Genomic DNA, 22409 nt, shown 5'->3' with positions numbered 1-22409 from the left:
TGGTGGTTGCGAAAGATACCATTCTCCGGATTCAGCTGCTAGAAGGGAATGTCGTCGTCCGTATTCATCTTGCTGGGCAGGGTACCGCCGCCGTAGGGCTGCTGCGGCTGCCCGCCGGTGATGGCGTTGGAGGGCAGGAGGTCGAAGTCCGGATCGTCCAGGTCGCTGAAGCGGGCAAAGTCGCTGTCGAACCGCAGGCGGATGTCGCGGGCCTCGCCGTGGCGGTTCTTGCCCACGATGACTTCCGCTACGCCGGTGAGGCTGTTGCCCTGCTCGTCCTCGGTGATCTTGTAGTATTCGGGGCGGTAAAGGAACATAACCATGTCCGCGTCCTGCTCAATGCTGTTGTGCACCACTACGTCATTGGCCACGAAGTTGTGGGGCCCAGGGACGGTCAGGTCAAAGACCTCTTCCGTTCCGGCCGGCTCGATCGAAGCGATCTGATCCCAGTAGATGTCGCTGCGTGACAGTTGAGCCAGGGAATAGCTGTTGGCCGCAGATGCTACGGCCAGAGCCCGATCCCGGCTCAAATTGGATTTGTATAGGGCAGTACCACAATACTGGGTACCCAACGACGACTGAAAGCGCCGCGTAGTGATACCGAAATGGTTCAGGTCACGTTTGACCGTCGTCTGCCAAACCGACTTCGGAATGACGTCGCGGTTGGTATTCTCGTCTCGTGCTTCAACATAAGCGCGGATTTCCTCCAGGCCTGCCATTTTGTGGGAGCCAACGGCACCAACCGTATCGCAGAAGGTGAGGATATCGGATTTCCCGGTAACGATTACGTGGTACTGATCGCGTCCTTTTCCTGGTTGGGGAACTACCTTTACTCTGGCAATTATACCCAGCGACAACAACAAGTGCTGGACGTCATAGGCCAATCGCGTACTGCTGGTAGCGTAGTAGATGGCGGGATAGGGACGTTTTCCCCTTACCATTTTCACACATCCGTCCGTAGCCCACAGGTGGCGCAGGAATACGCTTTGCCGCGGCTTATCGGCTTGGAACACGGCAGCGGGAACGAACTTTTCGAAGGAGCGAAGTCCCCAAATCCCCAACTCGTCCAGCCATTCCGATACTGCGCTCCGAACGCTGTGGGTGTGGCTCCGGGTTGAAGTAAGGTAAACTTGATACCATTGAGAGCCGGTAGCGGCCGATGATTCGTGGTTTACCCGGGGACGGACCTCATCTCCAAAAAGACGGGAGGCCAGGTCAGCCACGGTATCCGCCAGATCCCTTTCCCGCGTAGTGTACTGAATAGAATGGGTGGGCAACGTACAGCCGTCACCAATCAGATGGCCAAGCAACGCCAACTCCACATCCGACATCACCTTGCGGTGTCCTTCCACTTCCGGAACACAGCGTGGTGTAGCCAAATGTTCTCCCGTGGTGAGTTCATCCAGTCGCTTCCAGCCGTCGACGGTGAGGAATTTATGATTGGCCGTTGCCTTGATGGTCCGGCCCAGCCGGGTGGTGAGGCGGTAGGTCTGCTTCTTTCCGGTGCTGAAGGCGGCGCTGACCATGCTGGGAACCAGCTTGTAGTCGTTGTCGGTGGCCCAAACGAGGAAGCCGCCGCGGGGATACCGTTCGACCAGTTCCCGAATGGGTACGCGGCGACCGTCGCCGGCCAGGGTAACCAGGGAGTCCCCGGTGAGGCAGCCCGATTCCCGCAAGTCACTAAGCTGCGGCCGCTTGTCGCCGCCGCGGGTTTCCACCGCCCGGCTGAGCTGGGAGAGGGCGATGACGGGCACTTCCAGCTCCTTGGCGAGCCCCTTGAGCGACCGGCTGATGGCCGATACCTCCTGTTCGCGGTTGCCGCCCTTGTTGGCTTCCCCGCTGCCCGACATCAGCTGGAGGTAGTCGATGATGACCATGCTGATGCCCTTTTCGAGCTTCAGGCGCCGGCACTTGGCGCGCAATTCGAAGACGTTGATGCCCGGGGTATCGTCGATGTAGATGGGGGCCTCGCCGATGTGGTTCATGGCGTTGACCAGGCGGGTCCACTCGTCGTCGGTGAACTTGCCGTTCCGCATCTTCTGGCCGTTCACCTCGGCGTCCTGGCTGAAGATCCGGCCGGCGAGCTGGGCGGCGCTCATCTCCAGGCTGAATACAGCCACCCCGTGGCCGTACTCGGCTGCGGCGTTGCGGGCCATGGAGAGTACGAAACTGGTCTTACCCATGGCCGGGCGGGCGGCCACGATGATGAGGTCGGAGGGCTGGAGGCCGGAGGTGAGGCGATCCAGCTCGGTGAAGCCGGTGGGGATGCCCGTGAGCCCGTCTTCCTTCTCCCGCAGCATCGTCAGCTGGTCGAGCAGCTGGTTGGCCAGGGTGCCCATGTCGGCCACCTGCTTGCCCATGTTGCGTTCGGTGATCTCGAAGACGTAGTTGCCGGCCTTGTCGAGCAGGTCGAGCACGTCGGTGCTGTCCTCGTAGGCGTCGCGGATGATCTCCGTACTGGTGCGGATGAGTTCCCGCTGGATGAACTTCTCGGTAACGATGCGGGCGTGGTACTCGATGTTGGCCGAACTGGTCACCTTGCTGGTCAGCTGGGCCAGGTAGGCGGCGCCACCCACCACCTCGAGTTCCTCGTTCTTGCGCAGGTCTTCGACCACCATGAGGAGGTCGATGGGCTGGCTCCGCTCGAAGAGGCGGCGCATGCTGCGATAGATCGCCTGGTGGGCGGGTTTGTAGAACGACTCCGGGGAGATGATGTCCAATACCTTGGTCATCGCCTCCTTTTCGATCAGAATGGCCGAAAGGATGGCCTCCTCCAGGTCCGGCGCCTGGGGGGGCAGCTTGCTGTAGGCCGGCAGATTGGCTTCTTCCAGCCGGCTGCGGCTGCTGTAGGCTACGGTCGTGCTGCCATTCCCGCTGCTCCTGCGCTCAAATTTCTTGTCCTTCGCCATCTTAGTAAAGGTAATCCTTTTTTCTAACAATTTGTTGTTGAAAACCCTGTGGATAATTATTCTTTCCTGTGGAAAACTTCCGGCTGCTCCAGCGCTGCGGAGAGAAGAAACTTCCCGGGGAGGACATAACGACACGGGGCCCGGAACACACCCCCGAGGAGTGGGCGTTTCCGCTCGTTTAGTGCTGGACGTAAGCCGATTTCCTCACCTACTGCGGGGTGAGGTCGCGACTCAATAACAGATTGGGCATGAGGTTAGTCCCCTTCGCTGAGTGAGAAACTTCCACTGCCGTTGAAGGCGGTAAGCTCAAGCGTAACCGTCCATAACCCGGGAGTGCCCGCTCTAGTGACGCCCGAGAATGAATCTGGTTCAGTCCCCGCCGAAAGTCCACGGTCCAGCACGGTCTGGCCATCACTGTCCTTCACCACCATGGTGAACGTTCCCCCCTTCGAGGCAGTAATGTCGGCGTTGTAGTCCGCGGTAGACAGGTTGTTTCGCCAGGTAAAGATCCGGGTAGCGGATCCTCCGGAACCCACAAAATCTCCGTCAATGTCGCCATTGAAATCATCCCCCCCGTCAAAGAGGACGGTACCGTTGACGCGGACTTCGACGCTGGCATCTTCATCGTCCTTGCTGCAGCCGATAAGGGTGAGGGAAATGAGCAGGAGAAACAGGAAGGAAAGCTTTCCGGCAGTTTGCATAGTAAGTTATTAGGTGAAGGATCCACTACAGGCTGATCAACCTGCAGGTCCATGCCAATAGTATCAGGCGAACGATGTGAATTCCAGTTGGGCTTTAAACAATGAGAACGACTTGGGCCGGACCGTGAAGGTCAGGTGAAGCACTGAACTCGTAAGTGCCAATCCGTAGTACACGATGTACCGGCAGTTAGTTGTTAACGCGGGAGGCTCCCGTATTTCCCCATTTCCACCCCACTGACGTCCATCATTTCGAAGGGTTCCCAGCGGGCGTCCGGCGTCAGGGCCTTGCGGTAGGCCAGGTGGACGCGGTGGATTTCGGTGTTCATCTGCCGGCAGGTGTCCACCATCAGCTTGTTGTGACCGCGGATGGTAGCCATATCAACGTAGCGGTAGGTGCGGCTGGTGTGCCGGTCGCCGCTCTGGAACATGGCGTCGACCATGAGGGGGTAGACGCCCTGCCGCTGGTAATCCTGGGCGATGCCGAAGGCGATGCCCTTGCAGTTGCGGGGGTGTTTCTGGAACTTGAGGCGGTAGAGGAACTTCGGCAGCCCCACCCAGTTCAGCCGCCCCTTGGTGCCCTGCAGGAAGCAGTTGATGTCGGGGATGAGCCCCGCCAGTCCGATGGGCCGCCCCTCCCGGTTGTAGGCGATGCACGTCAGGTGGGGGTCCATGATGGGCTTCATCTGCTGGAAAGTGGGGTAGATATCGTCGCCCGTCAGCGGCTTGAAGTAGGGCCAGTGGTTGAAGGCGGCGTTGTAGGCCTCGGCGAAGTCGTCGGCCCCCTTGCGCAGGTTGTCGGGCTGGATCTGCTCGGTGTAGAGGCCGTAGCGCTCCCGCACCCGGGCGGCGAGCTTGCCGAGGCGTTCACCGGGGAATTCCGACACCACGCCCCGCATCGTCAGGCACTGCTCGTGGGGCTGGTAGTCGTTTTTCTCAAAGAAGTCCTGGTAGTAGGGCGGATTGTAGGTTTCCTGGTAGATGGGGCGGTACCACCCGCGCACCAGCAGTCCCCAGAATTTGTCGCGCTCCCCGAAATTAATGGGCCCGTCCACGGCCTGCATCCCGCGGGCGCGCAGCCAGTCCTCGGCCGTCCCGAGGAGGAGGCGGGCCACGGCCGCGTCGGCGATTGACTCAAAGAAACCGATGCCGCCCGCCGCCAGCTCCAGTTGTTTGTTGCGCTCGGTGTCCACGAAGGCGGCGATGCGACCCACCAGCCGGCTGCCGTTCTTCACCACCCACCGCTGGAGGTTATCGCCGTGGAAGGCGGCGTTTTTCTCCCCCAGGATCGACTCGATGTCGCTGCGCAGGGGGTATACGTACTGCGGATTTCCGGCGTAGACCGTATCGAGCACCCCGTGCCATTCCTTCCAGTTCGTATTCTCTTCGATTCGGTAATCCGCCATGGCCGCAAAGGTACCACGGCGGGCAGTTAATCCCTAGGCGCGCCGCGTTACCCCTTCCAGGAGGACGTCCTCCAGCTGGGTGCCGTCGTCGGCGTGCAGCACGGAGATATCGCCGGTGGTTTCCAGCACCACGGCCCTCACCTGATCCATGGTGATGACGTTGGCTTCCCGCAGCTTGGCGATGATCTCCGAGCGGCTAACGTTGGTTTTGCGCATGTTTTCTACCAGGAATTCCGGCCCGTCCATCAGGAGGGTAGGCTCGTTTTCGGCAATGTCCTGCATGCGGGGGAAGTGCTGCTTCAGGCTGGCGTAGGCCTGCTGGAAAAAGGCGATCGTACCGAAGGCGATCGCGCCCTTCAGGATGGACTGTCCCCCGTTCATGACCACCGAGGCGATCACCGTGCCCATGGCGATGGTCGACGCGAAGTCGAAGCTGCTCATCTTCGCGAAGGTGCGCAGCCCGGAAAAGCGAACCATCACGATCACGAGGGTGAAGAAGATGAAGACGCTCGCGACCGTCTCCAGGATGGTGGACAGGGGAGCGGTGAGCCAGTTTTCCATGCGGGGGTTTCCTTACCTAAGCAGCCCCCGACGCCAGATGTTTGCTTACCGGCCGGACCAGGCGGTGTAGCCGCCCTCGAGGTTGTACACCTTGTGGAAGCCGGCTTCCGCCATTTGCTCACAGGCCTGGCTGCTGCGGCCGCCTACTGCACAGTACACCAGGTAGGTGGGTTCACGGTCCAGGGCCTCGATTTTTTGGGCGAAATCCGGGTCGCGGAAGTCGATTTCCACCGCCCCCTCGATCTTGCCCCCCTGGATTTCCCCGGGGGTGCGCACGTCCAGTACGACCACGTTTTCCTCCTGCATCCGCTGGGCGAAGTCTTCCTGTGAGAGGTTTTCGTAGGTGGGCGCGGGCGCGGGTGCCGAAGCCGTGGGGGAGGCCGGGGCGGGGGGATTGTCCTGCCCGCAGGCGAGTTGGGCGGTGGCCAGGAAAATCAACAGGAGGTACTTCATTCGGAATAGGCATTGATGCCACCGTCGAGGTGGATGAGGTTTTTCAGGCCGGCGTTCTTCATCAGGGTACAGGCGCGCACACTGCGCCGCCCGCTGCGGCAGTACACCAGGTAGGTTTTTTCCGGGTCCAGCTCCTCCATCCGTTCGAGGAAGTCGGAGCCCAGGTAATTGATGTTGCGGGCCCCTTCCAGGTGGTAGTCGGCGAATTCCTGGGGGTTGCGTACGTCGATCACCGTGCCCGGCTCGGCGGCGGCGCGCAGTTGGTCGAATTCTTCCGGACCTACGTTGACGAGTTCCTGCTTGAGCAACTGCCAGCGGGGAATGGGGCAGGGCGGCGGGGCATCTGACATGGTGATCGTATTTTGGTGGAAAATGTAAAGATAACGGATGAGGATAGTGACCGGGTTGGTATGGGCGGGTATCTTTTGGTGGACGGCTTGCGGAACCCCGCGGGAGCCCGACCGACTTTCCGTTGCCGCCCCCGACGGCGAGGTGACCATCCAGGTCGACGGCCGGCCCGTGCTGAGCTACGCCACCGCCACCCGTCTGCCGGAGGGGGAGGAGGAGCACTACGCCCGTAGCGGCTTCCTCCACCCGGTGTATACGCCGGCCGGACAGGTGGTCACCGACGATTTCCCCCACGGCCATACCCACCAGCACGGCATCTTCACCGCCTGGACGAGCGCTACCTTTCGTGGCGACACGATAGACTTCTGGAACCAGCACAAGGAAAAGGGCACCGCCCGCCACACCGAGTTGCTGGAAACCTACGATTCGGCCGGGGTGGCCGGCTTCCGCGCCCGCCTGGAACAGGTAAGCCTCCGCCACGGCCCCATCCTGAAGGAAGACTGGCACGTGAGGGTGTACGACCACTCCGCCCCCTACGTCTGGGAGCTGCACAGCACCCAAACCAACGTTACCAACGATACCCTCTTCCTGAACAAATACCTCTACGGGGGCCTCGGGGTGCGCGGCAGCGCCGCCTGGAACGCCGACGATACGGTGGCTTTCCGGGGCCCGGCACGCTTCCTTACCAGTGAGGGCCTGGACCGTGACGCTGCCAACCACAGCCGGCCGGCGTGGGTCGCTATCTACGGGCCCCTTGCCGGCGGGGGCGCTGACGGGGGAATGGCCGTATTTCCCCACCCCGACAACTTCCGCGACCCGCAGTTCGTGCGCGTCCACCCCGAGATGCCCTACCTTTCGGTGACCCCCGTGGCGGAGGAGGGTTTCCCCCTGCCCCCCGGAGCAACTTACGTGGCCCGCTACCGCTTCGTCACTTTCGACGGCCCGGCGGAAGGGGCGGGGCTGGATGCCTTCGGCTGGTCCAGCTTCGGAGGCGAATAGTACCACCTGACCCGTTTCGCGGGTGGCGTTGTTAATCAGACATCATGCACGAGCGGATACTAAGGCGGGTCGTTGTGCTGGGCACCCTGGCCATTCTGGGCATCGTGGGGATGCAGACCTACTGGGTGGCCACCACCTGGAACCTGAACGACACCGAGTTCAGCCAGAAGGCCCAGCTGGCCCTCTACGGCGTAGCTCGGCAGCTGGCGGCGGAGAACTACGCCAGTCTGCCCAAGCGCGACATCGTGCGGCAGCGCAGCAGCAACTACTTCATCGTCAATACCGAGAGCGAGATCGACGCCCAGCGGCTGGAGTACCTCATGCAGCAGGAGCTGCAGCGGCTGAACCTCAACGTCGACTTCGAGTACGCCATCTTCGACTGCTCCACGAACGAGATGGCCTACGGCGGCTACTGCTACGCCGATCCGGACCGCCGGCCCATCGCAGCCACCGCCGGCAACCTGCCGCCCGACGAGAACCTGCTGTACTACTTCGGCGTCAAGTTCCCTACCCGTATCGGCTACATATGGCAGAAGATGCAGCTGGTGGTCTTCCTTTCGGTGATCCTCCTGCTCACCGTGGCCTTCTTCGCCTACTCGCTGCTCGTCATCCTGCGGCAGCGGCGGCTGGCCACCATGCAGAAGGAGTTCATCGACAACATGACCCACGAGTTCAAGACGCCGCTGTCGACCATCCGCATTGCCGCCGCCGTGCTGAGTCGCGACGAGCGGGTAGCCCGCGACGCCCGCCTGTCGCGCTACGCCCGCCTCATCCACGAGCAGTACGAGCGCCTCAACGGGCAGGTGGAGAAGGTGCTGCAGATCGCCAGCATCGAGAAGGGTGATTTCCGCATCCAGCGGGAGCGCATCGACCTCCAGGAGTTGCTCCCCCCCCTGCTCAGTTCCGCCCGCGCCCGCACCGAGGAGCGCGACGGCCACCTCACCTGGCAGCTGCCCGACCGCCCCCTGCCCCTCTACGCCGACCCCCTCCACCTGACCAACATCCTGTACAACCTGCTGGACAACGCCGTGAAGTACGGCGGCCCCGCCCCCCGCATCGCCGTAGTCGGCCGCGTGGCCCACGACCACCTCCACCTCGCCGTGAGCGACAACGGGCCGGGTATCGCCGAGGAGCACCAGGAAAGGCTGTTCGAGAAGTTCTACCGGGTGCCCACCGGCGACGTCCACGACGTCAAGGGCTTTGGCCTCGGGCTGTACTATGTCCACCAGATCTGCCGGGCGCACCGCTGGGACATCCGGGTGGAGAGCCGGCCCGGCCGGGGCACCACCCTGCACCTGCGCCTGCCGCTGTCTACCTCATCCGAAGCCGTCCCCGCGTGAGCAAGGCCCGACTGCTATACGTAGAGGACGATGAGAGCCTCGGCTTCGTGACCCGCGACAACCTCGAGCTGAACGGCTTCGAGGTGGTCCACCTGGCCGACGGCCAGCAGGCCGCCCGCCGCATCGCGGAGGAGAAGCTCGATTTCGACCTCTGCCTGCTCGATGTCATGCTGCCCGGCACCGACGGCTTCACCCTGGCCCGCATGATCCGGGAGCGCAACCGCGACGTGCCCATCCTCTTCCTCACCGCCAAGAGCCTGAAGGAGGACCGGCTGCAGGGACTGCGGCTGGGGGCCGACGACTACATCACCAAGCCGTTCAGCATCGAAGAATTGATCCTGAAGATTGAGGTGTTCCTGCGCCGCAACCGCATCCGGCCGGCCACCCCCTCCTTCGACCCCGACCGCATCGGCGCCTACCACTTCGACGCCGATCAACTGCAACTAACCCACCTGCCCACCGACGATAACCGGCGGCTGACCCCCCGGGAGGCCGAACTGCTGCAACTGCTCAGCGCCCAACGGGAAAAGGTGATGGAAAGGGGGGAGATACTGGAAAGAATCTGGGGGGAGAACGACTACTTCCTGGGCCGCAGCCTGGACGTCTTCGTGAGCCGGCTGCGCAAGTACCTGCGGCAGGACCCCCGCATCCGGATCGAGAACATCCACGGCGTGGGGTTCACCCTTACCGTTGACGAGGATCAGGAGCGGTAATACATCAGGATGCCACCGAACAGGGTGATGAGCACGAGCAGTACCGAGGCCATGCGGATGCTGCGGCGCAGGTAGTTCCCGAAGTCGCGAATGGCCGTGGCGTGGACGGGGTAGGCCGTCACGACTTCCTCCTCCATGCGCCGCTGGCTCAGGATCTGGGCGGCGGTAAAATCCACGTTGGTCTGTACCAATTCCCGGTAGGCCCGCAGTACCTTGGCACGGAAATAAAGATTCACGAACAGCATCGCCACGAACAGGGCAATGACGATGGAAATGAGGACGATGAACATGGCTTTAAACACAATTGAAAGGGTCGGGAGGTTGGCCTAACGGCAACGTTATGAGTGTCGTAACGCACAATTTTTTACCTTCCCCTATAGTTTCTCACTAACCGTCGTGGCGGACAAATATAATTGATCGGTGCCCGAACCAATGCATTTCATTGGGCACTATATAGTGAATGCACCTGTCTCCCAGTTTGTCTTTGACCTTTAGATAAGAGCCTAAATGGGTTTACGATTTCTTCTGCTGGCAATGCTTTGCCTGGCGGCCGCGGGACTCTTGTCCCAGTCGGCCCCGCCCCGGATCGAGGTGGACCCCACCTACGATGCCGAGCGGCTCGTGCGGGAGGTTTTCGCCAACGATCGGTGCCAGACGATCTTCAACATCAAGCAGATCGGCAGCAACCCCGACGGCATCGGCTACTTCTCCGGATCGGAGGAGGTGGTCGGCTTCGAGCGGGGCATCATCCTGTCTACCGGCAAGGTGAAGGACGCCGCGGGCCCCAACAAGGCCACCAATACGGGCTCCAAGCTGAGCGGCCCCACTCCCGATCCCGACCTGGACCTGGTGGCCAGCCAGGGCATCTTCGATCGCAGCGGACTGGAGTTCGACTTCGTGCCCCTGGAATCTGAAGTGACCTTCCGTTATGTCTTCGCCAGCGAGGAGTACTGCGAGTTTGTCGGCGCGGCCTTCAACGACGTTTTCGGCTTTTTCATTAGCGGTCCGGGCTTTGACGGCCCCTACTTCAACGGCGCCGAGAACGTGGCCCTGATTCCCGGCACCAAACGGTCGGTCTCCATCAACAACGTCAACTACAGGGTCAACAAACAGTACTACCTCGACAACGAGTCAGTTGAAACCCGCCAACAGGCCAACTGTGGGGGCGGCACCACCAACGGGCCCCGCTTCCAGAGCATCGAATACGACGGGCAGACGGTCATCCTTACCGCCACCCTGAAACTGGAGCCCTGCGCCACCTACCACATCCGGTTGCTGGTGGCCGACGTGAACGATTCCGACCTGGACTCGGCCGTATTCCTGGAGGCTGGCAGCTTCGATTTGGGCGCCAGTGCCAGCCTCGAAAGCGAGGAAGGGGGCAACCGGGCGCCCATCGTGGCCCTGGAGGGCTGCACGCCGGCTACCATGCGGGTGGTGCGTGGCCCGGACAGCGACATTGAGCGCGACCAGAACGTCACCTACCGGGTAGCCCGGGGGGGAACCGCCACCGACAGCGTCGACTTCTCGGCCGGCAGCGGATCGGTGACCATACCGGCGGGGGAGACCTTCGCCGAGGTGGCCATCCAGGCCTACGCCGATAGCCTGGTGGAAGGCGACGAGGTCGCCTGGCTGCTGCTCGACGTGCCCTGCGCCTGCTATACCGACAGCGTAAAACTCATCATCCGGGAACCCGATTCCCTCCAATTGGGGCTGGGCGACCCCTTCCAGTACTGCCCTACGGTGGGCAAGCGACTTACGGCCGACGTAAGCGGAGGGCTGCCGCCCTACTCCTACGAATGGAGCTTCGGTAGCACGGAAGCCGAGCCCGAATACTCCGGCTCTCTGTCCGACACCATCAGCCTGCGCGTCACCGACGCCTGTGGCCTGACCCAGTACCAGGAGGTAGCCACCCAGGCCAGCGACCCGCCCACTCTGACGCTGCCCGAAGACGAACTTATCGCCTGCTGGGGTGAAGTAGAAGAGATACCGGTGCAGCTCACCGGGTCCGGCCCCTTCACCGTCACCTACCGCCTGGACGGCCGCCCCGCTCAGAAAACGGTGCTGCCCGACGCCACCACCGCCGTCTGGCCCGTCACCGAGGGGGGAACCTACCAGGTGATCCGGGTTGACGACCAGGCCTGCGGCACCGACGTGAACGAAATAACCGAGGTCCACCTCTACAACCCCGTAATCGATGTAGACTATAGCGACCCGACCTGCTTCGGGCTGGCCAACGGTACGGTGACCATCAACCACCTGACCACCGTAGCCCCCTACCGCTACCGCATCAACGACCGGGTAGTAAGCGGCCCCTCCGTCACCGACCTCACGGCCGGCACCTATCGACTGGAAGTCACCGATTCGGCGGGATGCCAGGACACCCTGGCCCTGGAGCTGGTGGAACCCGACTCCCTGCAGCTGATCGACTTCACCTGCCGCGACCTGCGGCTGCCCCCCCTGCGGCTGCGGGCCGATGGCGGTCAGCCCCCCTACAGCTACAGCGTGGACGGCGGGGAATTTTCCGCCGACCTCTGGAACTCCCTCCAGGGTGGAGAAACCTACGACCTGACGATCCGCGACGCTAACGGCTGTGAGCTCGAGCGCCCCGACTACTTCTATCCCCAGGCCAGCCGGCAGGCGGCCCGCTTGCCCAGTTTCTACAACCAGGACGTGGGCGGCAGCGTACAGATCACCCCCAATTACCTGGTTCCCGCCCACCAGATCGCCTCCTACCGCTGGGAACCGGCCGCGCTGTTCGACTGCCCCAGCTGCCCCAGCCCCACCGTCACCACCCCCTTCACCCAGGACATTGACCTGACCGTCGTCGACATCTTCGGCTGCGTGGACAGCCTCGGCACCTACGTGGCGGTTGACGACAGCTCGCCGCTGTACGTACCCAACGCCTTTACCCCCGATGGCGATGGCAATAACGATTACATGGCGGTGTTCGCCAGCGCCGACCTGGTCACCGAGATCCTCTCGTTTACCATCTACACCCGCTGGGGCGAACTGGTATTCTCCGACGGCAACTTCCCCCCCAACAGTGCGCGGCGGGGGTGGGACGGGCAGTTCATGAACCGTGAGGCCACCAGTGGCACTTACGTATGGACGGCCGAATACCGATTATACAATGGGGAGGTCCGAAGCACCGCGGGGTCGACTATTCTGCTGGGTCGCTGAGGTATTCCAGTTCCACGCAATTCTCGGGCCGCAGGTAGCGCCGCGCCACCTCGTTCAGCTCTTCGACGGTGAGCGCCAGGTAGCTCTCCATTTCCGTATTGATCAGGTCGGGTTGCCCCAGTAGGGCGAAGAGGATCAGCTCGTTGGCCCGGCTGCTGATGTTGGCCTCCCGGTAGTGGTTGCGCTGCTCGAGGCGGTTGACCACCTTGTCCAGCTCCTCCTGGCTGATGCCATGCTCCACCATCTCGGCGATGGCGGCGTGGAGGGCGATGCGGGCCTCGTCGTAGTCCACATCCTCACTCGGCCGGGCCTCCACGATGATGCCGCCGGCTTCCAGGTTGTCGTTGATCCCCGCACTGACCTCGGCGAACAGCTCGGTGTCGCGGACCAGCCGCCGGTAGAGCAGGGAAGAGCGGCCGCCGCCCAGCAGGAAACTCAGGATATCGGTGGCCGGGAAGTCGGGGTGCAGCCGGTCCACCGTCCGGAAGTGGAGGTAGATGACCGGGCTGGGCACGTCGCCGCTGACCCTCAGGTGGCGATATTCCTCCTGGGGGGGCTCGGGGGCAATCTCCGGCCGGGGCAGGCTGGCGTCCGAGGGTGGGATGCTGGCGAACCAGTATTCGATCCGCTCCCGGATGGTGGCGGGGTCGAAGTTGCCGGCGATGCAGAGGATGGCGTTGTCGGGGCGGTAGTAGCGGTAGTAGAAGTCCTTGACCTCCCCGAGCCGCGCCCCGCGGATGTGGCTGATGTCCTGGCCGATCACGGGCCAGCGGTAGGGGTGCTCCTTGTAGATCAGGCCGTTGAGGTGGTGGTAGAGGTCGCCGTAGGGCTGTTCCAGGCAGGTTTCCCGGAACTCCTCGATCACGACCCGCTTTTCGTTCGCCAAGGAGGCTTCGCTGAACCGCAGCTTCCGCATCCGGTCGCTTTCCAGCCAGAGGGCGGTTTCCAGGTTTTCGGCGGGCAGGGTATCGTAGTAGAGGGTATAGTCGCTGCTGGTCAGGGCGTTGTTCTCGCCACCCGCCAGCTGCAGGGCGTCGTCGAAGTTGGGCACGTTCTCCGAGCCAGCGAACATCAGGTGCTCGAACAGGTGGGCGAAGCCCGTGCGGTGGGGGGGATCGTTGCGGCTACCCACCTTATAGAGTACGTTGACGGTGGCCACCGTACGCTGCTCATCGTGGTGGAGCAGCACGGTGAGCCCGTTGTCCAGGGTATAGCTTTCAAAATCAATCATAGGCCCCAAAGAAACCACCCGGCATCCGGATAGTTGCCCCTAGTTCAGCCGCCAGAAGTAGGGCGTGAACAGCACCAGCACGGTGAAGACTTCCAGGCGGCCCACGATCATAACAAAGCTGAGGAAGATTTTCACCGGCGCGCTGAGCCAAGCGAAGTTGTCCATCGGTCCCACGTTGCCGATGCCCGGCCCCACGTTGCCCAGGCTGGTGGCCATGGCGCCTATGGCCGTCAGGAAATCGAGCCCCAGTACGCTCAGCACTATCGAGCCGAAAACAAACAGGATCAGGTAGAGCAACAGGAAGTTGAAGATGTGGGTGATGATGCGCCCGGAAACGATCTGCCCGTTGAGCCGCAGGGGGATAATGGCCTGGGGGTGGACGATCCGGCGGAACTCCAGGTAGCTGTTCTTGAGGAAGACGAGGTTGCGGATGATCTTGATGCCGCCGGAGGTGGAACCCGCGCACGCGCCCACGAACAGCAGCACGAAACAGATCATCGTGAGGCTGGGGGCCCAGCCCGTGTAGTCGGCCGTGACGAAGCCGGTGGTGGTGATGAGACTGACGGTCTGGAAAATGCTGTCGCGGAAGCTCTCCTCCAGCGGCAACCCCGTGATGTACCACACCCGGGCGGTGAGGAAGAGGGCCACCACGACGATCAGGCTGACGTAGGCCTTGAGCTCATCGCTCTGCCACACCTGCGACCACCGTCGCTTGAAGCTCAGGTAAAGCACCGTGTAGTTTACTCCGGCCAGGAACATGAAGAGCACCAGCAGGTACTGGATGGCGGGGGAGAAGGCGGCCGCGCTGGCGTTGCGGGTACTGAAGCCGCCGGTCGCCATGGTCGTCAGGGCGTGGTTGATGGCCTCGTAGGGGCTCATGCCGAACACCACCAGCAGGATGCCCAGCAGCACCGTCAGCCCCACGTAGATGAACCACAATCGCTTGGCCGTCTCGCTGATACGGGGGTGGAGCTTGTCGGAAGTAGGCCCCGGGGCTTCGGCCGCGAAGAGCTCGATACCGCCGATGCCCAGCAGGGGAAAGATGGCCACCGTGAGCACGATGATGCCCATGCCACCGATCCATTGGGTGAGGCTGCGCCAGTACAGCAGCCCCCGGGGGTGGATCTCGATGTCGGTCAGGGTGGAGGCCCCCGTGGTGGTCATGCCCGACACGGTCTCGAAGAGGGCGTCGGGTACCTTGGGCAGCATGCCGCTGTAGAGGTAGGGCAGCATGCCGAAGAGCACCATGGCCGTCCAGCTCAGGGCCACGATCAGGTACCCCTCCCGCTTGCGGATGGTCAGGTCGGCAGGGCGGGGCAGGGAATCCCGGGGCGCGCGGGGGATCATCCAGAGCAGGGCGGCGGCAACCACCGTCGACAGGCCGGCGTAGAGCAGGGGCAGGGGGGTCTCGCCGTAGTACAGGCTGAAGGGGATGCCCGTCCACATGAGTACCCCGATGATGAGGAGCAGTACGCTGACGACCCGGGCAATGGGCCGGAAGTTGATGAGTCCACCAGCCATAGATCAGCGGAATAACTCTTCCAGCCGCCGGATGGCCTGCGGCTTGGCGAAGACGATCACCCGGTCGTCGAGTTCCAGCTGGGAAGATCCGTTGGGGATGATGGTCTCCTCCCCCCGGATGATGCCGCCGATGAGGGCGGTGTCGGGGAAGTGGAGGTCCCTCAGGGGCTTGCGGGTAAGCTGGTTGTTCTTGCGGATCACGAACTCGATCACCTCGGCGTCGACGCCCTGCAGGCTGGTGATGGCCTCCACGTTGCCCTTGCGCACGTAGCGGAAGATGTCGTTGGCGGCCAGCAGCTTCTTGTTGATGAGGGTGTCCACGCCGATGTTCTGGCTGATGTGGACGTACTCCTTGTTCTCCACCTGGGCGATGGTCTTGTACACCCCGTGGTTGTGGGCGGTCAGGCAGGCGATGATGTTGGTCTCGCTGTTCTCGGTCAGGGCCATGAAGGCGTCCATCCGCGAGAGGCCCTCCTCCTCCAGCAGGTCGAAGTTGGTGTAGTCGCCCTTGATCACCAGCACGTTGTCGAGCATCTCGTTGATGTACTTGCAGCGGGCCTTGTCGTTTTCCACGATGGTCACCTGGTAATGGCGCTGCAGGCGGCGGGCGGTGGCGATGGCCAGGTCGGTGCCCCCCATGATCATGGCGTTGGTCACCTTCACGGGCTGCTTGCCCACGAAGCGCTCCACCTTCTTGGTGTGCTCCGGGCGGGTGATGAAGTAGATGTGGTCGTTGCGCCGCAGTTCGGTCTGCCCCCGCGGGATCAGGGTCTGGTGGCCCCGCAGGATGGCAATGAGCTGCAGCTGGTCGCGCTGGTTGAGGCCCTCGATTTCCTGCAGCTTGGCGCCCACCAGGGGGGAGTTGCTGTCGAGGGTGATGCCCACCAGGGAGAGCTTCCCGTCCTCGAATTCGTAGATGTCGGTGAAGGAGCACTTCTTCACCAGCCGCTCGATCTCCAGGGCGGCCAGCTGCCGGGGGCTGATGAGCTGGTCGATGCCCAGGGAGCAGACCGTGGCCTGGTTCTCGGGTTCGAGGTACTCCTCGTTGTCGACGCGGGCGATCACCCGTTGGGCCCCGAGCTTCTTGGCCAGGATGGCCGACATCATGTTCGTCTGTTCGCTGGTGGTGACGGCCAGGTGGAGGTCGGCGTTCTGCACCCGCGCCTTTTCCAGGGTCGCCAGGCTGGTGGCATCGCCGCGCACCGTCAGCACGTCCAGGTGGGAGCCCGCGTAGTCCAGTACGTCCTGATCGTTATCGATCAGGGTGATGTTCTGGTTCTCGGTCACCAGCAGTTCGGCGAGGTGAAAACCAACGTCTCCGGCACCGGCAATAACTATATTCATCGTTTGCTAAGGCATTCAGCGCCCGCAAAGTTCGTCATTCCCGGCCACAATCCGGCGGCGCGGTCGCGGGTGCCGGGGAGAAGTAGCGGCCGCCCCGCCGCGGTCCGAACAAAATCCGTTACCAGGCCTTCACCACTTACCACCATGGAGAAAAAGACCAAGATCCTCAACGACCCGGTATACGGCTTCGTCAGCATCCCCTACGGCATCCTCTTCGATCTGGTCGAACACCCCTACTTCCAGCGGCTGCGCAACATCAAGCAGGTCAGCCTCACCCACTACGTCTATCCCGGGGCCCTGCACACCCGCTTCCACCACGCGCTGGGGGCGCTTCACCTCATGCAGCAAGCGGTGAGCTCGCTGCGCGCCAAAGGGGTGGCCATCAGTGAGGAGGAGGCCGAGGCGGTGATGATCGCCATTCTGCTGCACGACATTGGCCACGGCCCCTTCAGTCACACCCTGGAGCATACCCTCATCAGCGTCAACCACGAGGCCCTCAGCCTGCTGTTCATGGAGCGGCTGAACGAAGCCTTCCGCGGCCGCCTGAGCCTGGCCATCGAGGTCTTCACCGGCCGCTACCCCAAGCCCTACCTCCACCAGCTGGTGAGCGGGCAGCTCGACATGGACCGCCTGGACTACCTGAACCGCGACAGCTACTTCACGGGGGTGGCCGAGGGCGTCATCGGCTACGACCGCATTATCAAGATGCTGAACGTGGTCGACGGCCGCCTCGTCGTCGAGCAGAAGGGCATCTACAGCGTGGAGCGCTTCCTCACCAGCCGCCGCATCATGTACTGGCAGGTCTACCTCCACAAGACCGTGGTGGCCGCCGAGCAGATGCTGCGCCTTACCCTCCGCCGCGCCCGGGAGCTGGCCATGCGGGGGCAGACGCCCTGGGCTCCGCCGGCGCTGGAGTATTTCCTCAACCACTCGGTGGGCGCCACCGAGTTCCACGAGCGCCGCAACGAGCTGCTGGACTGCTTCGCCGCCCTCGACGATACCGACGTCAGCGCGGCGGTCAAGACCTGGCAGCGCCACCCGGACGCCCTGCTTTCCTACCTGAGTTACGGGCTGATCAACCGGCGGCTGTTCCGCCTGGAGTTCAGCAACGACCCCTTCGATCCGGACTACGTCGCCGGTATCCGCCAGGCGATCCACGACAGCAGCAAGCTGCCCGCCCACGCCGGGGACCACCTCATCATCCAGGGGCAGGAGACCAACAGCGCCTACACCCTCACCAAGGAAGAGATCATGGTATGCACCAAGGAAGGCAGCGTGGTGCCCATGTCGAGCATCAGCGACTTCGGGATCGCGCCCCGGTCGTTCACCAAGTATTTTCTGTGTTACCCCAAGGAGGTGGCTAGCTAGCCTTGACCCGGTCCAGCAGGTTGTACCCCTCCCCGAGGCGGGCCAGGGTTTCCTCCTGCCCTACGGCCTCCAGGATGGCGAAGGCGTCGGGGCCGCTCGTGGAGCCGCTGACGGCCAGCCGCAGGACGGGCAGTACCTGTCCGAAGCCCAGCCCGTTCGTTTCCATGAAGGCCACCGTCCGGTCCTTGATCGTCAGGGCCGTCCAGGTATCCAGTTCGCCCAGGGCGGCGCGGAGTTGCTCGAAGCGGGGGCGGAGTTCCGGCTTCCACTTCTTGCGGGCCGTCTTTTCGTCGGTGATGCCCACCCGCTCCACGAAGTAAAGGCCCTGTTCGTAAAATTCCTCCAGGGTATGCACCCGCTCCTTGAGCAGGCCGGCAATGGTGATGGCCAGTTCCTCGCTGACGGGGTGGCCGTGAGCGGCGAAGACCGCTTCCACCCGGGGGCCGAGCTGCTCGTCGGGGGTGGCGATGAGGTACTGCTGGTTGTACCAGCGGGCCTTCTCGAAGTCGTACTGGGCGCCCGACTTGTTGATGCGGTCCAGGTCGAAGGCCTCCACCAGGGCCTCCAGGCTGAAGATCTCCTGTTCGGTGCCAGGGTTCCAACCCAGGAAGGCCAGGAAGTTGACCACGGCCGGCGCCAGGAAGCCGGATTCACGGAAGCCGCTGAGGTGTTCCTCCCCGCTGCCCCAGTCGAGGGGGAAGACGGGGAAGCCCAGCTGCTGTCCGTCGCGCTTGCTGAGCTTGCCCTTGCCGTTGGGTTTCAGCAGCAGGGGCAGGTGGGCGAAGGCGGGCATCGACTTTTCCCAGCCGAAGGCCCGGTACAGGAGCACGTGCAGGGCGGTGCTGGGCAGCCACTCCTCGCCGCGGATCACGTGGGTAATTTTCATCAGGTGGTCGTCCACCACGTTGGCCAGGTGGTAGGTGGGCAGGCCGTCGGCCTTCATCAGCACCTTGTCGTCCACCTCCTCACTTTGGAAGGCAACGTCACCGCGGACCGTATCACTGATGTGGACCATTTGACCCGGCTCTACCCGCAGCCGCACCACGTAGGGGGTGTCGGCGGCCAGCAGGGCCTCGGTCTGTTCCTTGCCCAGGCTCAGGCTGTTGCGCATCCCGCCGCGGGTGGCGGCGTCGTAGCGGAAGTTGTGGTTGCCGGCGGCTTTCTCGCTCTCCCGCCGCTGGTCGAGCTCCTCCTCGGTGTCGAAGGCGTAGTAGGCCTGTCCGGAGTCGAGCAGGTGCTGGGTGTACTTGGCGTAGATGGCCTTCCGCTCGCTCTGGCGGTAGGGGCCGTAATCGCCGCCGATGCCCGGCCCCTCGTCCGGCCGGATGCCGGCCCATTCCAGGGAGTTGACGATGTATTCCTCGGCGCCGGGGACGTAGCGTTTCTGATCCGTATCCTCGACCCGCAGGATGAAGGCGCCCCCGTGTTTGCGGGCGAAGAGGTAGTTGTACAGGGCGGTCCGCAACCCGCCAATGTGGAGGGCTCCGGTAGGGGATGGGGCGAATCGGACACGGACATCAACCATACTATAGTAATTTCTCGGACTTGCCGCGGTAAAATTTTATTAGGTAAGCAGCCAATTCCACAATTAATACGTTAAGGAAGAGACTGCCCCAGAATATGGATCCAAACGCCGCCAAAGGTAGCTAAAGCTGCCCCCACCGCAAGTGATCCATTGGATTTATCCGCCTTCCAGGTACCACCTACAAGCCGGTTTTGTTTTTCCGCCTCTCCACTGTACCCTATTCATCCTCCCAAGACCTCCAAAGACAATGTATCTCATCAAAACCCCGCGGGTAATCCAGAAGCTCTTTCCCAACTTCCACTGGAAGGTAAGACAGCGCACGGAGCAGCCTACGATCTACCTGACGTTCGACGACGGGCCGATCCCCCATCTGACGCCCTGGGTTCTGGAGCAACTGGAGCAGTTCAACGCCAAGGCTACCTTCTTCTGTGTCGGCAACAACGTGCGGCGCTACCCCGAGGTGCTGCAGCAAACCCTGGATGCGGGCCACGTGGTGGGCAACCACACCACCCACCACCTCGACGGGTGGAAGACCGACAACGTGCCCTACTTCCACGACGTCCGCCACTGCGCCGTCCAACTCAAGACCACCCTCTTTCGCCCCCCCTACGGACGGCTCAAGCCCAGCCAGGCCCAGTTCCTGCAGCGCCACTACCAGATCGTGATGTGGGACGTCCTCAGCGGCGATTTTGATCCGGAGCTTACCGCCGATGACTGCTACGATAACGTGGTGAACAACGCCGGACCGGGAAGCATCGTCGTCCTTCACGACAGCCTCAAGGCCGAAGAGAAGGTGCGCGATATCTTGCCTCGCATCCTTCGCCACTACACCGACCTGGGCTACACCTTCGCCAGCCTTACCCCGGAGTTGCTCACCAGCGGCGCTAGTCTGGCCAGCACCCGCCTGAAGACGGCCTAGCGTTTCTTCAGGCTTCCGCCTACACGGTCCAGTCCGGCCTTGGCCATCATGTGCAGTCCTATACGGTACTCCGCGGGGTTGATGGACAGACAGGTGCGGAAATAGCGGGCCGCCACTGCTTCGTTGCCCCTCTTTTCTTCCAGCAGTCCGGCCTGCAGGGCCGCGTTACAGGCGTAGTAGGCCGGATGGTCGCGGCCTAGATCGATGGTGCGTTCGTAGAAAGACAGCGCCCCGGCGGCGTCGCCCAGTCCGTCCAGTACCCGACCGGTCCGGTACCGGTGTTCCAGTTTTTCCTCCGCCGTCAAAGTGTTCGTGTTCACCGCGTCCAGTTCGGCGCGCGCCCGCGTGAAGTAGCCGCCGTCGAAGAGCAACCGGGCCCGCAGCAGGTGGAGGTTTGGGGCGCGGTCGTGGGCGGCCTCCCGGATGGCGTTCTCGTCGCCGCCGTCTCGGCTGCCCCCTTCGATTTCCCGCATCGTACGGTGGTAGGTCACTTCGTCGCCCTGTAGCAGGTACGACCAGGCGATCTTCTGCAGGGCCTCCTCCCGGAAGTGCCGGCCGGGGTAGCGGAGCAGGAAGGATTTGAAGTGGATTCGGGCCTGGGGATTCAGGTTACGCAGCTTGGCCTGGCCCAGCAGGAAATCTAGGTAGGGGAAGTCCGCCACCGTCCCCCCCCGTTGCTGCTTCTCGAGCAGGGCGATGGCCTCGGCGTTCCGGTCGGTACGCATGGCCAGGGTGGCCAGGATGAAGCAGTGCAGGTTGTTTTCGGCCGGTCGCAGGCCCAGGGGTTTGACGGCCTTGTACGCCAGTTCCGGGCGGTCGGCCAGGTGCAGTTCCATGAAGGCGTAGAGCACCTGGGTTTCCAGGTGAAAGGGGCTGGCGGTATCGGTCAGCGCCCGCTTCAGCTCGCGCCTGCCCTGGTTGACGGTGCCGCTCAGGGAGGAAAGGAGCTCCACTCCCCATTTGTATTGTGGCGGAATAGAGCCTACGGCCGCGTGCAGCAGCCCCAGGTCCTTGTAGGTAAGCAGGAAATCCGGGAAGCGGTCCACGTTGTCGCGCAGGTGCTTGTAGGCCCGGTTCAGTTGCCGGAAAGCCGCCAGGTGACGCTCGAAGCGCAGCTCGATGAGACTCCGGTGCAGCCGCACCTCGGCCAGGGCGTAGTGGTAGTAGGGGGAGTTGCTGTCGCCCTGCTCCAGTTTAGCGACCCGCTGGTCGAAACGCTGGGCCAGTGCGGCGTCCAGCCCCTCGTCGCCGCTCAGGTACAGCCGGAAGAAGTCGATGTAGCTCTCCAGGTGGTAAGCGGCCAGGTTACGGGGTTCCGTTTTTTTCAGGTGGCGGACGCCGGCTTCGGCCAGGTCCAGTTCCAGGCGCATAACGTCCTGGTACACGGCTTTTGCCTCCCGGCCAAAGTGGTAGTGGTACTCCGCAGCCGACGACGGCAGCGCAACCAGCAGGAGGCAGCAGCACAAAAGGGTGTTACGCATAGCGCGCAAAGATACCGTCTATCCGCTCGGCCAGTTTGCGGTCGCGGTCGGTCACGGTATTGCCGGCGTCGTGGGTGTTGAGCTTGATGCTCACCCGGTTGTATACGTTGGACCAGTCGGGATGGTGGTCCATTTTCTCGGCGGCGAAGGCCACCTCGGTCATGAAGGCGAAGGCCTGCCGGAAGTCGGCAAAGGAGAATTCACGGTGGAGGGCGTTGTCTTTTTCTGTCCAGGGCATGGGTAGGGGGAGTAGAGGGGTGAAGGAGTGAATGGGTGAATGGTGTTGCAATTGCCCCTCGCTTCGCTCGGGTAGGGGCGTTGGTTTTTGCCCCTCGCTTTGCTCGGGTGGGGGGATCAAGGTAGTCAATGCCTGTCTTCTACTAACACCACCCTAAAGCACTAACAGACTAAAA

Annotated in this window: 19 protein-coding genes; 6 read left to right on the top strand and 13 right to left on the bottom strand. The window is 62.7% G+C overall.

What is annotated here, in order from left to right; all coding sequences use genetic code 11:
• Positions 1-38 precede the first annotated feature (38 nt).
• The 6 genes from CGL56_RS16140 to CGL56_RS16115 all read right to left on the bottom strand — a co-directional run bounded on the left by CGL56_RS16140 (position 39) and on the right by CGL56_RS16115 (position 6377).
• Entirely contained in the window at positions 39-2909 is a 2871-nt protein-coding gene (locus tag CGL56_RS16140; RefSeq protein WP_099107618.1) for a replicative DNA helicase, read from the bottom strand.
• A 254-nt stretch (positions 2910-3163) separates the two neighbouring features.
• Positions 3164-3610: a hypothetical protein gene (locus CGL56_RS16135; protein ID WP_099107617.1), complete on the bottom strand. Its 447-nt coding sequence runs from the start codon at positions 3608-3610 to the stop codon at positions 3164-3166.
• 194 nt (positions 3611-3804) lie between these two features.
• A complete protein-coding gene (locus CGL56_RS16130; protein WP_099107616.1) occupies positions 3805-5013 on the bottom strand; it encodes a hypothetical protein in 1209 nt (402 codons plus the stop codon).
• A gap of 33 nt (positions 5014-5046) precedes the next feature.
• Complete coding sequence (locus CGL56_RS16125) at positions 5047-5574, bottom strand: DUF421 domain-containing protein (protein WP_099107615.1); 528 nt, start codon at positions 5572-5574, stop codon at positions 5047-5049.
• Between the two features lie 45 nt (positions 5575-5619).
• Positions 5620-6027, bottom strand: a complete 408-nt coding sequence (locus CGL56_RS16120) for a rhodanese-like domain-containing protein (RefSeq protein ID WP_099107614.1) — start codon at positions 6025-6027, stop codon at positions 5620-5622.
• A complete protein-coding gene (locus CGL56_RS16115) occupies positions 6024-6377 on the bottom strand; it encodes a rhodanese-like domain-containing protein (RefSeq protein ID WP_099107613.1) in 354 nt (117 codons plus the stop codon). The genes CGL56_RS16120 and CGL56_RS16115 overlap by 4 nt, the downstream gene beginning before the upstream one ends.
• Before the next feature lie 37 nt (positions 6378-6414).
• Here CGL56_RS16115 and CGL56_RS16110 point away from each other — a divergent pair, with 37 nt between their 5' ends.
• The 3 genes from CGL56_RS16110 to CGL56_RS16100 are packed head-to-tail and all read left to right on the top strand — an operon-like array spanning position 6415 to position 9427.
• Positions 6415-7374, top strand: coding sequence for a DUF6807 domain-containing protein (locus CGL56_RS16110; RefSeq protein WP_099107612.1), 960 nt, complete (start codon positions 6415-6417; stop codon positions 7372-7374).
• 44 nt (positions 7375-7418) lie between these two features.
• Positions 7419-8714 (top strand): sensor histidine kinase, encoded by a 1296-nt coding sequence (locus CGL56_RS16105; RefSeq protein WP_099107611.1) that lies wholly within the window; start codon positions 7419-7421, stop codon positions 8712-8714.
• Entirely contained in the window at positions 8711-9427 is a 717-nt protein-coding gene (locus CGL56_RS16100; protein ID WP_099107610.1) for a response regulator transcription factor, read from the top strand. The genes CGL56_RS16105 and CGL56_RS16100 overlap by 4 nt, the downstream gene beginning before the upstream one ends.
• Here the strand turns inward: CGL56_RS16100 and CGL56_RS16095 are convergent.
• Positions 9415-9729, bottom strand: coding sequence for a hypothetical protein (locus CGL56_RS16095; protein ID WP_245851993.1), 315 nt, complete (start codon positions 9727-9729; stop codon positions 9415-9417). The genes CGL56_RS16100 and CGL56_RS16095 overlap by 13 nt on opposite strands.
• Positions 9730-9934: 205 nt before the next feature.
• On the opposite strand from CGL56_RS16095, the gene CGL56_RS16090 reads away from it, so the two are divergent.
• Positions 9935-12607 (top strand): choice-of-anchor L domain-containing protein, encoded by a 2673-nt coding sequence (locus CGL56_RS16090; RefSeq protein WP_099107608.1) that lies wholly within the window; start codon positions 9935-9937, stop codon positions 12605-12607.
• Here the strand turns inward: CGL56_RS16090 and CGL56_RS16085 are convergent.
• The 3 genes from CGL56_RS16085 to trkA are packed head-to-tail and all read right to left on the bottom strand — an operon-like array spanning position 12588 to position 16703.
• Positions 12588-13838 (bottom strand): M16 family metallopeptidase, encoded by a 1251-nt coding sequence (locus CGL56_RS16085; protein ID WP_099107607.1) that lies wholly within the window; start codon positions 13836-13838, stop codon positions 12588-12590. The genes CGL56_RS16090 and CGL56_RS16085 overlap by 20 nt on opposite strands.
• 39 nt (positions 13839-13877) lie before the next feature.
• Complete coding sequence (locus tag CGL56_RS16080) at positions 13878-15359, bottom strand: TrkH family potassium uptake protein (protein ID WP_099107606.1); 1482 nt, start codon at positions 15357-15359, stop codon at positions 13878-13880.
• Positions 15360-15362: 3 nt separating this feature from the next.
• Positions 15363-16703, bottom strand: coding sequence for a Trk system potassium transporter TrkA (gene trkA / locus CGL56_RS16075; RefSeq protein WP_099107605.1), 1341 nt, complete (start codon positions 16701-16703; stop codon positions 15363-15365).
• 144 nt (positions 16704-16847) lie between these two features.
• On the opposite strand from trkA, the gene CGL56_RS16070 reads away from it, so the two are divergent.
• Entirely contained in the window at positions 16848-18071 is a 1224-nt protein-coding gene (locus CGL56_RS16070; protein WP_099107604.1) for an HD domain-containing protein, read from the top strand.
• Here the strand turns inward: CGL56_RS16070 and gltX are convergent.
• Positions 18064-19596: a glutamate--tRNA ligase gene (gene gltX, locus CGL56_RS16065; RefSeq protein WP_099107603.1), complete on the bottom strand. Its 1533-nt coding sequence runs from the start codon at positions 19594-19596 to the stop codon at positions 18064-18066. The two genes, CGL56_RS16070 and gltX, sit on opposite strands and share 8 nt — an antisense overlap.
• A 247-nt stretch (positions 19597-19843) precedes the next feature.
• Between gltX and CGL56_RS16060 the strand changes: the two genes are divergently transcribed.
• The gene (locus tag CGL56_RS16060) at positions 19844-20515 is read left to right on the top strand and encodes a polysaccharide deacetylase family protein (RefSeq protein WP_099107602.1); all 672 of its coding nucleotides are present in this window, start codon (positions 19844-19846) and stop codon (positions 20513-20515) included.
• On the opposite strand, the gene CGL56_RS16055 is transcribed toward CGL56_RS16060, so the two are convergent.
• Entirely contained in the window at positions 20512-21996 is a 1485-nt protein-coding gene (locus CGL56_RS16055; RefSeq protein WP_099107601.1) for a hypothetical protein, read from the bottom strand. The two genes, CGL56_RS16060 and CGL56_RS16055, sit on opposite strands and share 4 nt — an antisense overlap.
• The gene (locus tag CGL56_RS16050) at positions 21989-22234 is read right to left on the bottom strand and encodes a 4a-hydroxytetrahydrobiopterin dehydratase (RefSeq protein ID WP_099107600.1); all 246 of its coding nucleotides are present in this window, start codon (positions 22232-22234) and stop codon (positions 21989-21991) included. Before CGL56_RS16050 ends, CGL56_RS16055 begins: the two co-directional genes overlap by 8 nt.
• Between the last annotated feature and the right edge of the window lie 175 nt (positions 22235-22409).

The organism is Neolewinella marina, assembly GCF_002631205.1.
In the GTDB taxonomy this organism is placed as follows: domain Bacteria; phylum Bacteroidota; class Bacteroidia; order Chitinophagales; family Saprospiraceae; genus Neolewinella; species Neolewinella marina.
This window is presented reverse-complemented; position numbering and strand designations above follow the sequence as displayed.

What these genes read in the sequence shown, in the direction of transcription:
- CGL56_RS16140 (WP_099107618.1), bottom strand. Translation starts at nt 2,909, where the DNA reads ATGGCGAAGGACAAGAAATTTGAGCGCAGGAGCAGCGGGAATGGCAGC.
- CGL56_RS16135 (WP_099107617.1), bottom strand. Translation starts at nt 3,610, where the DNA reads ATGCAAACTGCCGGAAAGCTTTCCTTCCTGTTTCTCCTGCTCATTTCC.
- CGL56_RS16130 (WP_099107616.1), bottom strand. Translation starts at nt 5,013, where the DNA reads ATGGCGGATTACCGAATCGAAGAGAATACGAACTGGAAGGAATGGCAC.
- CGL56_RS16125 (WP_099107615.1), bottom strand. Translation starts at nt 5,574, where the DNA reads ATGGAAAACTGGCTCACCGCTCCCCTGTCCACCATCCTGGAGACGGTC.
- CGL56_RS16120 (WP_099107614.1), bottom strand. Translation starts at nt 6,027, where the DNA reads ATGAAGTACCTCCTGTTGATTTTCCTGGCCACCGCCCAACTCGCCTGC.
- CGL56_RS16115 (WP_099107613.1), bottom strand. Translation starts at nt 6,377, where the DNA reads ATGTCAGATGCCCCGCCGCCCTGCCCCATTCCCCGCTGGCAGTTGCTC.
- CGL56_RS16110 (WP_099107612.1), top strand. Translation starts at nt 6,415, where the DNA reads ATGAGGATAGTGACCGGGTTGGTATGGGCGGGTATCTTTTGGTGGACG.
- CGL56_RS16105 (WP_099107611.1), top strand. Translation starts at nt 7,419, where the DNA reads ATGCACGAGCGGATACTAAGGCGGGTCGTTGTGCTGGGCACCCTGGCC.
- CGL56_RS16090 (WP_099107608.1), top strand. Translation starts at nt 9,935, where the DNA reads ATGGGTTTACGATTTCTTCTGCTGGCAATGCTTTGCCTGGCGGCCGCG.
- CGL56_RS16085 (WP_099107607.1), bottom strand. Translation starts at nt 13,838, where the DNA reads ATGATTGATTTTGAAAGCTATACCCTGGACAACGGGCTCACCGTGCTG.
- CGL56_RS16080 (WP_099107606.1), bottom strand. Translation starts at nt 15,359, where the DNA reads ATGGCTGGTGGACTCATCAACTTCCGGCCCATTGCCCGGGTCGTCAGC.
- trkA (WP_099107605.1), bottom strand. Translation starts at nt 16,703, where the DNA reads ATGAATATAGTTATTGCCGGTGCCGGAGACGTTGGTTTTCACCTCGCC.
- CGL56_RS16070 (WP_099107604.1), top strand. Translation starts at nt 16,848, where the DNA reads ATGGAGAAAAAGACCAAGATCCTCAACGACCCGGTATACGGCTTCGTC.
- gltX (WP_099107603.1), bottom strand. Translation starts at nt 19,596, where the DNA reads ATGGTTGATGTCCGTGTCCGATTCGCCCCATCCCCTACCGGAGCCCTC.
- CGL56_RS16060 (WP_099107602.1), top strand. Translation starts at nt 19,844, where the DNA reads ATGTATCTCATCAAAACCCCGCGGGTAATCCAGAAGCTCTTTCCCAAC.
- CGL56_RS16055 (WP_099107601.1), bottom strand. Translation starts at nt 21,996, where the DNA reads ATGCGTAACACCCTTTTGTGCTGCTGCCTCCTGCTGGTTGCGCTGCCG.
- CGL56_RS16050 (WP_099107600.1), bottom strand. Translation starts at nt 22,234, where the DNA reads ATGCCCTGGACAGAAAAAGACAACGCCCTCCACCGTGAATTCTCCTTT.